This is a genomic window from Pseudescherichia sp. (assembly GCF_031998825.1).
Classification (GTDB): domain Bacteria; phylum Pseudomonadota; class Gammaproteobacteria; order Enterobacterales; family Enterobacteriaceae; genus Pseudescherichia.
In genome coordinates this window covers 23,937-35,911 of the sequence record NZ_DAMACX010000010.1, presented here as the reverse complement: position 1 = coordinate 35,911, position 11,975 = coordinate 23,937, and the positions used below count along the sequence as shown (strand labels likewise).

Annotated in this window: 12 protein-coding genes; 10 read left to right on the top strand and 2 right to left on the bottom strand. The window is 49.7% G+C overall.

Annotated features, from left to right (window positions below; all coding sequences use genetic code 11):
• The first annotated feature begins 16 nt into the window (after nt 1–16).
• The 3 genes from RTP97_RS06895 to RTP97_RS06885 all read left to right on the top strand — a co-directional run bounded on the left by RTP97_RS06895 (nt 17) and on the right by RTP97_RS06885 (nt 3,264).
• The gene (locus RTP97_RS06895) at nt 17–457 is read left to right on the top strand and encodes a DUF411 domain-containing protein (RefSeq protein ID WP_002436620.1); all 441 of its coding nucleotides are present in this window, start codon (nt 17–19) and stop codon (nt 455–457) included.
• A 97-nt stretch (nt 458–554) separates the two neighbouring features.
• Nucleotides 555–3,026, top strand: a complete 2,472-nt coding sequence (gene silP / locus RTP97_RS06890; RefSeq protein WP_129244003.1) for an Ag(+)-translocating P-type ATPase SilP — start codon at nt 555–557, stop codon at nt 3,024–3,026.
• Between the two features lie 40 nt (nt 3,027–3,066).
• Nucleotides 3,067–3,264 carry a DUF2933 domain-containing protein gene (locus RTP97_RS06885; protein WP_000843497.1) on the top strand — a complete coding sequence of 66 codons (198 nt, stop codon included), beginning with the start codon at nt 3,067–3,069 and terminating at the stop codon, nt 3,262–3,264.
• 33 nt (nt 3,265–3,297) lie between these two features.
• On the opposite strand, the gene RTP97_RS06880 is transcribed toward RTP97_RS06885, so the two are convergent.
• Both RTP97_RS06880 and RTP97_RS06875 read right to left on the bottom strand, forming a co-directional pair.
• Nucleotides 3,298–4,035: a peptidoglycan DD-metalloendopeptidase family protein gene (locus RTP97_RS06880; RefSeq protein ID WP_004118669.1), complete on the bottom strand. Its 738-nt coding sequence runs from the start codon at nt 4,033–4,035 to the stop codon at nt 3,298–3,300.
• A 288-nt stretch (nt 4,036–4,323) separates the two neighbouring features.
• Complete coding sequence (locus RTP97_RS06875; protein ID WP_001023257.1) at nt 4,324–4,773, bottom strand: copper resistance protein; 450 nt, start codon at nt 4,771–4,773, stop codon at nt 4,324–4,326.
• Between the two features lie 233 nt (nt 4,774–5,006).
• Here RTP97_RS06875 and pcoA point away from each other — a divergent pair, with 233 nt between their 5' ends.
• From pcoA to pcoE, 7 genes are all read left to right on the top strand, one after another.
• Nucleotides 5,007–6,824 carry a multicopper oxidase PcoA gene (gene pcoA / locus RTP97_RS06870; RefSeq protein WP_000925242.1) on the top strand — a complete coding sequence of 606 codons (1,818 nt, stop codon included), beginning with the start codon at nt 5,007–5,009 and terminating at the stop codon, nt 6,822–6,824.
• A 5-nt stretch (nt 6,825–6,829) separates the two neighbouring features.
• On the top strand, nt 6,830–7,720 hold the full coding sequence (gene pcoB / locus RTP97_RS06865) for a copper resistance outer membrane transporter PcoB (RefSeq protein ID WP_006785895.1): 891 nt from the start codon (nt 6,830–6,832) through the stop codon (nt 7,718–7,720).
• 39 nt (nt 7,721–7,759) lie between these two features.
• Nucleotides 7,760–8,140, top strand: coding sequence for a copper resistance system metallochaperone PcoC (gene pcoC / locus RTP97_RS06860; protein ID WP_000025662.1), 381 nt, complete (start codon nt 7,760–7,762; stop codon nt 8,138–8,140).
• A 55-nt stretch (nt 8,141–8,195) separates the two neighbouring features.
• Nucleotides 8,196–9,065 (top strand): copper resistance inner membrane protein PcoD, encoded by an 870-nt coding sequence (gene pcoD / locus RTP97_RS06855; protein WP_312412123.1) that lies wholly within the window; start codon nt 8,196–8,198, stop codon nt 9,063–9,065.
• Nucleotides 9,066–9,119: 54 nt separating this feature from the next.
• Complete coding sequence (gene pcoR, locus RTP97_RS06850; RefSeq protein ID WP_001188930.1) at nt 9,120–9,800, top strand: copper response regulator transcription factor PcoR; 681 nt, start codon at nt 9,120–9,122, stop codon at nt 9,798–9,800.
• Nucleotides 9,797–11,197: a copper resistance membrane spanning protein PcoS gene (gene pcoS / locus RTP97_RS06845; protein ID WP_006785898.1), complete on the top strand. Its 1,401-nt coding sequence runs from the start codon at nt 9,797–9,799 to the stop codon at nt 11,195–11,197. Before pcoR ends, pcoS begins: the two co-directional genes overlap by 4 nt.
• Before the next feature lie 215 nt (nt 11,198–11,412).
• Nucleotides 11,413–11,847, top strand: coding sequence for a copper resistance system metallochaperone PcoE (pcoE, locus tag RTP97_RS06840; protein ID WP_004388336.1), 435 nt, complete (start codon nt 11,413–11,415; stop codon nt 11,845–11,847).
• The last annotated feature ends 128 nt before the right edge of the window (nt 11,848–11,975 follow it).

Here is an 11,975-nt window from a genome sequence, read left to right as displayed (position 1 = left end):
ATATACAGAGGTGAGTATGAAAAAAGTGGTTCTAATGGCCCTGGCTCTCGGCCTGTCACTGCCTGCAATGGCGAGTGAAAAAGTCATTGATATGTACAAATCTGAAAACTGTGGCTGTTGTTCCCTGTGGGGCAAAGCGATGGAAAAAGACGGGTTCGAAGTGCGAACTCACGTCATGAATGATCAGGCGCTGTCAGCCCTGAAAGAAAAGCATGCTGTTCCTGCTGGACTACGAAGTTGTCATACCGCGGTTGTAGGTAATTTGATCATTGAAGGCCATGTGCCTGCGGCAACGATACATAAGGCCATGCAGTCTGGTTCGGGTATATACGGTCTCGCCACCCCCGGTATGCCAGCAGGAAGTCCGGGAATGGAGATGGGGGCCCGAAAAGAGGCTTACGATGTTATCGCATTCTCACCGGAGGGCAGTAAAAAAGTCTTCCAGCGAATCGAATAGTCAGCGGAACGGCTGATAACGGGACGCCGGCAGCAGGCACTCTTATGCCGGCGGCATTCGTGGTAATCGCATCCATGACATATCCTGAAGACAGAAAATGCTTCAGATATGCATAAGGAGAGTTACTGTGAAAAATGACAATGCAGTGGAACATAACAACCAGACTGCTTCTGAGCAGACATCATCCCCGGACGAGAGTCACGCATTGCATAAGGTGAGAGATCCCGTGTGCGGGATGGTCATCCTGCCTGACAAGGCGCACAGCAGCATTCGATACCAGGACCATCAGCTTTATTTCTGCTCCGCCAGCTGTGAGAGCAAATTTAAAGCCCATCCCGATCATTATTTTACCGAAGATGCCAGTGAACATCACCATCACCACGACCACCATGAAGTCAGCCCTGATAAGATAAAACAGTCTCACCGCCAGGCGGAGAAAGAGATTTCTGAAGGTGTGTGGACATGTCCGATGCATCCGGAGATACGCCGTAGTGGTCCCGGAAGCTGTCCTGTCTGTGGAATGGCACTGGAGCCGCTCGTAGCTACGGCATCCACGGGGACGAGTGATGAACTTCGCGACATGACAAGACGCTTCTGGCTGGGGTTGTTGCTGGCGTTTCCGGTTCTGATACTCGAAATGGGTTCTCATCTGTTTCCCGCTTTGAGGAATACAGTACCGCCACAGTACAACACATGGCTGCAGTTACTTCTGGCCTCTCCTGTCGTTTTGTGGTGTGGCTGGCCATTCTTCGCCCGGGCCGGAATGTCGTTACGTAACCGCTCCCTGAATATGTTTACCCTTGTTGCAATGGGGACCGGCGTAGCCTGGGTTTACAGCGTCATTGCAACCGTCTTCCCCTCCTGGTTTCCTGCATCGTTCAGAAACATGGATGGCCTGGTGGCCATTTATTTTGAAGCCGCAGCTGTTATTACGGTGCTTGTTCTGCTGGGACAGGTCCTTGAATTGCGGGCAAGGGAACAAACCTCAGGTGCCATTACTGCGCTTCTTAACCTTGCCCCCAAAACCGCCAGGCGGCTGGATCAAGACGGTCATGAAACGGATATTAATGCGGAAGATGTCCTGCCTGGCGATAAGCTCCGCATCAGACCTGGAGAGAGTATTCCGGTCGACGGTATCGTGGTCGAAGGCAAAACAACCGTTGATGAATCGATGGTGACCGGGGAATCTATGCCTGTTACCAAAACGGAGGGTGACCCTGTCATCGGGGGGACCATTAATCAGACAGGTAGTCTTATCATCCGTGCAGAGAAAGTCGGTGATGAAACGATGCTCTCACGAATTGTTCAGATGGTCGCTGATGCACAGCGTTCGCGGGCCCCCATCCAGAGAATGGCTGACAGCGTTTCAGGCTGGTTTGTTCCTCTGGTGATACTTATCGCGGTTGTTGCTTTCATGATCTGGTCTGTCTGGGGGCCCGAGCCCAGGATGGCGCACGGTCTCATTGCGGCTGTGTCGGTCCTGATTATTGCCTGTCCCTGCGCGCTGGGGCTGGCCACGCCGATGTCGATAATGGTGGGGGTGGGCAAAGGAGCCCAGGCCGGGGTGTTAATCAAGAATGCCGAAGCCCTTGAGCGTCTTGAAAAAGTGGACACGCTGGTTGTCGACAAAACAGGCACGCTCACGGAAGGTTCGCCGACGGTGACAGGGATTATCAGTCTCAATCCGGGTGGGGAAACATCTCTTTTGCGTGTAACGGCCGCAGTGGAAAAAGGCTCGCAGCATCCGCTGGGTATGGCAGTAGTTAAAGCAGCACAGGAAAAGGGGATCGCAATACCCGCAGTCACTCATTTCAATGCGCCGTCGGGTAAAGGTGTCTCAGGCGATGTCGAAGGTCAACGGGTTGTTATTGGTAATGAACTGGCTATGCAGGAAAACAGTATCGTTATTGATAATCAAAAGGCCGTTGCGGATACGTTGCGGATGGAAGGCGCTACCGTTATCTATGTGGCCACAGACGGGCACCTTGCAGGCCTGATAGCTATCTCGGATCCCGTGAAAGCAACCACGCCGGATGCGCTTAAAGCTTTGCGTCAGGCGGGGATCCGCATCGTTATGCTCACCGGGGATAACCAGCTTACCGCTGAAGCAGTCGCACGGAAACTGGGAATAGATGAGGTTGAAGCCGGGATTCTGCCGGATGGCAAAAAAGCAGTGATAACCCGACTGAAAGCGTCTGGCCATGTGGTTGCGATGGCCGGAGACGGTGTGAATGATGCCCCGGCGCTGGCAGCGGCTGACGTGGGTATAGCCATGGGAACGGGTACAGATGTGGCAATTGAAAGTGCCGGAGTCACCCTTCTCAAAGGCGACTTGATGATACTGAACAGGGCCCGTCATCTGTCAGAAATCACCATGAAAAATATCCGACAGAATCTGTTTTTTGCATTTATCTACAACGCACTTGGCGTGCCTGTGGCTGCAGGTCTGCTTTATCCTGTGTATGGAATACTGCTGTCGCCAGTTATTGCGGCGGCGGCCATGGCTCTTTCCTCCGTCAGCGTCATTGTGAATGCGTTGCGTCTGAAAAGTGTCAGGCTCGGGAAATAACACTGAGTGAAGGGGCTGTTACGAACAGAAGGAGTCCAGTATGAAAAGTACCACCTATGCGCTTATTGCTGTCGCCGCGATCGCGGCATTTGCCCTCCTGCGCGAACACTGGTCACATGTGGCAGGTTACTGGCCATATCTGTTATTGCTGGTCTGCCCGCTAATGCATCTTTTCCACGGCCACGGAGGGCATGGAGATCATCAACATCAAGGAAGTGAAAACGATAAAAAAAATTAATCCGGCAGACGGGGCCGCGTCGCGGCCCCGTTATCAGTCCAGGTATCGTTCGTAGTCTCTGGCATGCGCAAAGGCATGCTGTTCAAGTTTGTTATCAGCGGGTGCCGCTGCCCGGAACGCCAGTGAGTTAACAGGATTGTTATTGATGACCAGCTCGTAATGCAGATGAGGACCGGATGAACGTCCGCTGTTACCGGATAACGCAATAGCGTCTCCCCGGGTAACCCTGGCCCCTTTAGTAACGAGTATTTTATTGAGGTGGAGATAGCGAGTTTTAACACCGGCTTTTCCCGTTACTTCAACAAAATATCCCATGGTACTGTTGTATTCGGCCCGGGTGATTTTTCCGTCGATGACGCTGACTATTTTCGTGTTCATGGGCATGGAATAATCAATGCCATTATGGGGACTCACTTTTCCCGATACCGGGTTAAGTCTTGCAGGATTGAAAGGCGAACTGAGTCTTGCTGTGGCCGGTAACGGATAATCGAGACTGCCTTTCCCGGAAGTATCGGAAAGGTTATAGAACTTTTTATCTGATATACGATACGCCGTGTAATTAAATGAACCGGACGTAAATTTATAGGCCACGACACGTGATTTTCCCGCTTTCTTTTGCAGTACGAGTTTTAATGATTCATTTTTTTTCAAATGCCGCAGATTAAACCGGGAAGGCAAGGAGCGCTGAAGAGTAGCGATCTCGTTCGATTCCAGCCCCGAGCGGGTGGCTGAAAGGTAGGCATTTTCTTTTACGACATCGGTAGAATACATTTACTGGAATTCGCCGTTAGCATGAACACTGCGGCGTATGCTAGGGGTTTTCAGGAGGCGTGTCATCTGTCAGTTAATCGGGAGCACCGTTGATGGTCGTCATTTTTGTAACATATCTTGTTTCCCGTTTGCTCCTGAAGCTCTGGGAACTGTATGACCAGCCCGACGGTGATGATTAACGGGACTGAAACAGGTTACGGCAGAGCAATATGGGGCTCATGTCCTGCTACGTAACCCGTCAGTAAAGCCCTGCTGCGCACCTGACGCTAAGCACTAACCCGCCTGCAGTTACCTGGTCGAATACAGCCCGCGAAGCTTTCTTGCCTGCGTCTGATGTGCTTCCGCACCGGCATTATTGACCTGCTCATGCACGAGAGCGGCTTTTTCTCCGGCATTCAGTTCGTTAAAAGAAGAAGACGAGGTCTTTGAATTTGCATCACTGCCGGACAGCATTTTTTTATGTTCCTCAATCATTTTCTGATGCGCATAGGACGCGCTGTTGTTCATAAATGAATGAGCAACAATGGCCCTTTCATGTTCATTCATTTCAGAGAATGAGGGCGTGTTGTTTTTATTAACCCTGTCCGGTAAGTTTTCATGCGTCGAGGAATTCACATGACTGACGGCTGAGGCATTATTAACAAATCGATGTGCTTCATGGGCAATATCACTGGACTGAGCAAAAGCTGCCCCACAAAATAAAGCTGTAAACGCAGTGGTCGTGATTAATATATTCATGTGTAATTACCTTCTGAGGTACATAAAAGATGTCCTTATGATCATATATAAAAATAATCAACCTGTGGGGAAGATGACGTAAATGTAATACAGCTATGTACATTACACGATTGTAATGAATTTGTTTCTTAAGGTGTGCTAGATTCATTTCATTGTAGTGGATGAACCAGTAATTTAATTTAAATCGGTTCTCGAATTCTGTCAGTAACCATACTTTAAATAAGGGAATGCGCATGCTGTTGAAAACGTCTCGACGAACTTTCCTGAAGGGGTTAACCCTCTCTGGCGTAGCCGGAAGTCTTGGCGTATGGAGTTTCAATGCGCGTTCCAGTCTGAGCCTGCCAGTTGCCGCATCCCTGCAGGGTACTCAGTTTGACCTGACCATTGGTGAAACGGCCGTCAATATCACGGGCAGTGAGCGTCAGGCCAAAACAATCAATGGAGGCCTGCCGGGGCCCGTTCTTCGCTGGAAAGAAGGTGACACCATTACCCTGAAGGTCAAAAACCGTCTTAATGAACAGACGTCCATTCACTGGCACGGCATTATTCTTCCGGCCAATATGGATGGTGTTCCGGGGCTGAGTTTTATGGGCATAGAGCCTGATGATACCTACGTTTACACCTTTAAGGTTAAGCAGAACGGGACTTACTGGTACCACAGCCATTCCGGTCTGCAGGAACAGGAGGGGGTATACGGTGCCATTATCATCGATGCCAGGGAGCCAGAACCGTTTGCTTACGATCGTGAGCATGTGGTCATGTTGTCTGACTGGACCGATGAAAATCCTCACAGCCTGCTGAAAAAATTAAAAAAACAGTCGGATTACTACAATTTCAATAAACCAACCGTTGGCTCTTTTTTCCGCGACGTGAATACCAGGGGGCTGTCAGCCACCATTGCCGATCGGAAAATGTGGGCTGAAATGAAAATGAATCCGACTGACCTCGCGGATGTCAGTGGCTACACCTACACCTATCTCATGAACGGGCAGGCCCCGCTGAAAAACTGGACCGGACTGTTCCGTCCCGGTGAAAAGATACGCTTACGGTTTATCAACGGCTCGGCAATGACCTATTTCGATATCCGTATCCCCGGGCTGAAAATGACGGTCGTGGCTGCAGATGGCCAGTATGTAAACCCGGTTACCGTTGACGAATTCAGGATTGCCGTTGCCGAAACCTATGATGTCATTGTGGAGCCTCAGGGTGAGGCCTATACCATCTTCGCACAATCCATGGACAGGACCGGTTACGCTCGAGGGACACTGGCCACGAGAGAGGGGTTAAGTGCTGCCGTTCCCCCCCTCGATCCCCGTCCTCTGTTGACCATGGAAGACATGGGTATGGGGGGAATGGGACATGATATGGCAGGAATGGACCACAGCCAGATGGGAGGCATGGATAACAGCGGAGAGATGATGTCTATGGACGGTGCTGACCTTCCGGATAGCGGGACATCCTCCGCGCCCATGGATCACAGCAGCATGGCCGGTATGGATCATTCCCGGATGGCCGGAATGCCGGGTATGCAAAGTCATCCTGCGTCAGAAACGGATAACCCACTGGTTGATATGCAGGCGATGAGCGTCTCTCCGAAATTAAATGATCCGGGTATTGGTCTTCGAAATAACGGAAGAAAGGTTCTCACGTACGCGGATTTGAAAAGCCGCTTTGAGGATCCTGACGGACGTGAACCTGGCCGTACCATAGAACTGCATTTAACCGGCCACATGGAAAAGTTTGCCTGGTCATTTAACGGAATCAAGTTTTCAGATGCCGCACCGGTGCTGCTGAAATACGGTGAGCGGCTCAGGATCACGCTGATCAACGATACCATGATGACTCACCCCATTCACCTGCATGGTATGTGGAGCGATCTGGAAGATGAAAACGGTAATTTCATGGTTCGTAAACACACAATAGATGTTCCCCCTGGTACAAAACGCAGTTACAGAGTGACAGCAGATGCGCTTGGCCGCTGGGCGTATCACTGCCATTTGCTCTATCACATGGAAATGGGAATGTTTCGTGAAGTCCGGGTGGAGGAATGATGCGAATGAAGAGAAATTTGAAGGCCATACCTGTTCTGGTCGCCGGTTTGTTTACCTCACAGCTTTCTATTGCGGCGGGCTCCGTCTCTGCAGATCCCCACGCCGGGCACGACATGTCTGCCATGCAGATGCCAGCAGATGAGAATTTCACTGAGATGACGTCAATGGAGCCCATTGTAACTGAGAGCAGAACGCCAATTCCGCCTGTTACCGATGCCGACCGGAAGGCTGCATTCGGCAATTTACAGGGGCATGCGATTCACGACAGTGCGATTAATTATCTGGTTCTGCTGGATCAACTGGAATGGCAACGGTCGGATAACACCAACAATTTCAGCTGGAGTGTTAACAGCTGGATTGGAGGCGACACAGATCGGATTTGGCTAAAGAGTGAAGGTGAACGAAGCAATGGGGAAACGGAGGCGGCTGAAGCGCAGTTACTCTGGGGACATGCGGTTGGCCCATGGTGGGATTTGGTTGCGGGTGTCAGGCAGGATTTCAGACCTGCTTCTGCCCGGACCTGGGCTGCTGTCGGTTTTCAGGGGCTGGCACTCTATAATTTTGAGTCTGAAATTTCGGGTTTTGTCAGTAATGGCGGAAAAGCAGCCCTTCGTCTGGGAGGAGAATACGACGTTTTACTGACTAACCGGCTCATACTCCAGCCATCCTATGAGGTGAATTTCTACAGTCAGGATGATGAATCGCGGGGTCGCGGCAGGGGACTGACTGACACAGAGCTGGGGCTCCGGCTGCGCTATGAAATACGCCGTGAGTTTGCACCCTATATAGGCGTTTCCTGGAATCAACTTTACGGGAAAACATCCGATATGGCGAAAAGAGAAGGTGAGAAAGACCATCAGGTAGTATTCCTGGCGGGAGCCAGAATCTGGTTTTAACGCACTGATATAAAACACTCAACTAAACAGGTAAATAAAATGTCGATTTTAAATAAAGCCATTCTTACAGGTGGCCTCGTTATGGGCGTTGCTTTCTCTGCTATGGCCCATCCGGAATTAAAAAGCTCTGTGCCACAGGCTGATTCAGCCGTAGCGGCCCCGGAAAAGATTCAGCTTAATTTCTCGGAAAATCTGACCGTGAAATTCTCAGGTGCAAAATTAACGATGACGGGTATGAAAGGCATGTCATCACATTCTCCGATGCCGGTCGCGGCAAAAGTGGCGCCAGGCGCTGACCCTAAATCGATGGTCATTATTCCGCGAGAGCCTTTACCCGCTGGCACTTATCGTGTTGACTGGCGCGCGGTTTCTTCAGATACGCACCCTATTACCGGTAATTACACCTTTACAGTGAAGTAATATTATGAACGACCTGATTATGATTGTTATTCGTTTTCTTCTTTATCTGGATTTGATGGTAATATTTGGATTGCCATTTTTTCAGATATATGGAATAAGCGGTGTCAGACATGAAACCTATAATTTCAGGTCGTTTATAACCTTTGCTGTTGTTACAGGCATCATTCTTACTGGCATTAATATGCTCCTGGTATCTAATGCCATGAGTGGAGTAACTGACCTCAGAGAATTATCCATCCATGTTATCGAGATGGTGATAGAAGAAACTGATGTGGGTATTAGCTGGATTGTCAGGCTCTGTGCCCTGTTTACCACACTCGGTGCTTTGTTCCTTTACACTAATAAGAGAGTATTGTCCTGCCTGCTGATGACGATGAGTGGGGGCGTGGCGCTGGCTACACTTGCCTGGGGAGGACACGCCGTTATGCATGACGGTCTGCATTACTATCTCCATTTACTGAGCGATCTGACCCATCTCGGCGCTGCAGGTGCCTGGACAGGTGCTCTGGTTGCATTTGCTATCCTGCTGATGCGCAGAAACGAGCATAATGCACAGAGCGTCATTGTGATATCTGACTCCCTGGCAAAATTTGCCACGGCAGGAACGGTGATTGTTGTAGCCCTGATCCTGAGTGCGCTGGTCAACTATCTGTATATTGCTGAGGGTAACTTAACTCCCTTATTCAACAGTTCCTGGGGGAGGATATTGCTTGCCAAGACGGCTCTGTTTGTTCTGATGCTTCTTCTGGCTGCAGCAAACCGGTTTCACCTGGGTCCCCGGCTTGAAGTTATGGTCAGGGAAGGGAATTATGATCGCAGCGTTGCCCTGATGCGAAACAGCATCCTGACAGAATTCGTTGTTGCGATTATCATTCTGGGCGCCGTAGCGTGGCTCGGAATGCTTGCTCCGTCTCAGGTCAGCTAGGGGACAGCCAAAGCTCATGCGTGAGATTTTTACTTTCATATCAGCGAGTTGACCATGCAGCGTATTTTAATCGTTGAAGACGAACAAAAAACAGGTCGTTACCTGCAGCAGGGACTGGTTGAGGAAGGCTATCAGGCCGATCTCTTTAATAATGGCCGCGATGGTCTCGGGGCCGCGTCGAAGGGACAGTATGATTTGATAATACTGGACGTGATGCTGCCTTTCCTCGACGGGTGGCAAATCATCAGCGCACTGAGGGAGTCCGGGCACGAAGAACCGGTCCTGTTTTTAACCGCAAAGGACAACGTGCGGGACAAAGTGAAAGGACTGGAGCTTGGCGCAGATGACTACCTGATTAAGCCCTTTGATTTTACGGAGCTGGTTGCACGTGTAAGAACCCTACTGCGCCGGGCACGCTCGCAGGCCGCAACAGTCTGCACCATCGCCGATATGACCGTTGATATGGTGCGCCGGACCGTGATCCGTTCGGGGAAGAAGATCCATCTCACCGGTAAAGAATACGTTCTGCTTGAGTTGCTGCTGCAACGCACCGGAGAAGTGTTACCCAGGAGTCTTATCTCGTCCCTGGTCTGGAACATGAATTTTGACAGTGATACGAATGTGATTGATGTCGCCGTGAGACGTCTGAGAAGTAAAATTGATGATGACTTTGAGCCAAAACTGATCCATACCGTTCGCGGTGCCGGATATGTCCTGGAGATCAGAGAAGAGTGAGGTTCAAAATTTCCCTGACCACACGCCTGAGCCTGATTTTTTCTGCGGTGATGCTTACGGTATGGTGGTTATCAAGTTTTATCCTGATTAGCACCCTTAATGGCTATTTCGATAATCAGGACCGCGATTTTCTGACAGGTAAACTTCAGCTCACCGAAGAGTTTCTTAAAACAGAGACGTTCAGGAACAAAACGGATATTAAGTCATTATCAGAAAAAATAAACGATGCGATGGTGGGGCACAATGGCTTATTCATTTCTATAAAAAACATGGAAAATGAAAAAATTGTTGAACTCTATGCCAAAAATTCTGTTGTTCCAGCGGTCCTGCTTAATAAGTCGGGTGATATTCTCGACTATATGATCCAGACGGAAGAAAATAACACCGTGTACCGCAGTATCTCGCGGCGGGTTGCCGTGACGCCGGAACAGGGTAAAAGCAAACATGTCATCATTACGGTTGCCACGGATACTGGGTATCACACCCTGTTTATGGACAAACTCAGTACCTGGCTGTTCTGGTTCAATATCGGTCTGGTCTTTATTTCTGTTTTTCTGGGCTGGCTGACCACACGTATTGGTCTGAAACCGCTACGGGAAATGACCAGTCTGGCTTCCTCCATGACTGTACACAGCCTGGATCAGCGTCTAAATCCCGATCTGGCTCCGCCGGAAATCTCTGAGACCATGCAGGAGTTCAATAATATGTTTGATCGCCTGGAGGGGGCATTCCGGAAACTGTCAGATTTCTCGTCTGACATCGCGCATGAGCTGCGCACACCAGTCAGTAATCTGATGATGCAGACGCAGTTTGCACTGGCTAAGGAAAGGGATGTTTCGCATTACCGCGAAATTTTATTCGCTAACCTGGAAGAACTGAAAAGGTTGTCACGAATGACCAGTGACATGCTTTTTCTGGCACGTTCAGAGCATGGTCTGCTGCGGCTGGATAAACATGATGTGGATCTGGCAGCCGAACTGAATGAATTACGTGAGTTGTTCGAGCCCCTGGCAGACGAAACAGGAAAGACAATCACGGTTGAAGGAGAGGGCGTTGTTGCCGGAGACAGCGATATGCTCCGACGTGCTTTCAGTAACCTGCTTTCCAATGCAATCAAGTATTCTCCCGATAACACCTGTACAGCGATACACCTTGAGCGTGACAGTGACTGTGTGAACGTGATGATTACGAATACGATATCCGGCCAGGTTCCCGCTAATCTGGAACGTTTGTTTGACCGGTTCTATCGCGCAGACTCATCAAGGTTCTACAACACGGAAGGCGCGGGGCTGGGATTATCAATTACAAGGTCGATCATTCATGCTCACGGCGGCGAGCTGTCAGCAGAACAGCAGGGGCGGGAAATTGTGTTCAGTGTGCGTCTGTTAATGGATTAATACCGTTATTCAGGAGAAACCCGGAAGGTGACAAAAATGTCATCGTTCAGTCACGCGATAAACAGAGGCGGTTTTTTATAATCAGCCATAAATCAGGACAGCGTGATAATTCAATCGCCCGGTTCCTAGCATGATGATCAACCAGCCCTGAGATCAAATGCTTTCTCTGTTATAAGCATTGATTGTTCGGGTATGAAAACACCGGAGACCCAACCATGAAAAAGATCCTTGTATCCTTTATTGCCATGATGGCTGTCGCTTCATCTGCCTGGGCTGCAGAGACAATGAACATGCATGACCAGGTAAATAATGCCCAGGCGCCTGCCCATCAGATGCAATCATCCGCTGAAAAAAGTGCAGTTCAGGGGGAGAGCATGAAAATGATGGATATGAGCGGTCACGATCAGGCCGCAATGTCCCATGAAATGATGCAAAACGGCAATTCTGCTGCCCATCAGGACATGGCTGAAATGCATAAAAAAATGATGAAATCCAAGCCAGCAGCTTCTAACGAAACAGCAAAATCATTTTCCGAAATGAACGAGCATGAGAAAGCCGCTGTTGTGCATGAGAAGGCGAATAATGGTCAATCTTCCGTTATTCATCAGCAGCAGGCTGAAAAGCATCGCAGCCAGATCACCCAGAATTAACCCGCAGCTCCACTTGTTAGACCCTCATTTGACGCCGAAGTCACTGGCTTACGCTCCCGTCCGGGAGCGTTTTTTTAACTCTCTCATAAATTTTCAACTGTCAAGGGAATGGCATTCATCTGACCAAC

Coding starts and splice junctions, on each gene's coding strand:
- RTP97_RS06875 (WP_001023257.1), bottom strand. CDS start 4,773: ATGAATATATTAATCACGACCACTGCGTTTACAGCTTTATTTTGTGGG.
- pcoD (WP_312412123.1), top strand. CDS start 8,196: ATGGTAATATTTGGATTGCCATTTTTTCAGATATATGGAATAAGCGGT.
- RTP97_RS06880 (WP_004118669.1), bottom strand. CDS start 4,035: ATGTATTCTACCGATGTCGTAAAAGAAAATGCCTACCTTTCAGCCACC.
- pcoA (WP_000925242.1), top strand. CDS start 5,007: ATGCTGTTGAAAACGTCTCGACGAACTTTCCTGAAGGGGTTAACCCTC.
- pcoB (WP_006785895.1), top strand. CDS start 6,830: ATGAAGAGAAATTTGAAGGCCATACCTGTTCTGGTCGCCGGTTTGTTT.
- pcoR (WP_001188930.1), top strand. CDS start 9,120: ATGCAGCGTATTTTAATCGTTGAAGACGAACAAAAAACAGGTCGTTAC.
- silP (WP_129244003.1), top strand. CDS start 555: ATGCTTCAGATATGCATAAGGAGAGTTACTGTGAAAAATGACAATGCA.
- RTP97_RS06895 (WP_002436620.1), top strand. CDS start 17: ATGAAAAAAGTGGTTCTAATGGCCCTGGCTCTCGGCCTGTCACTGCCT.
- RTP97_RS06885 (WP_000843497.1), top strand. CDS start 3,067: ATGAAAAGTACCACCTATGCGCTTATTGCTGTCGCCGCGATCGCGGCA.
- pcoE (WP_004388336.1), top strand. CDS start 11,413: ATGAAAAAGATCCTTGTATCCTTTATTGCCATGATGGCTGTCGCTTCA.
- pcoC (WP_000025662.1), top strand. CDS start 7,760: ATGTCGATTTTAAATAAAGCCATTCTTACAGGTGGCCTCGTTATGGGC.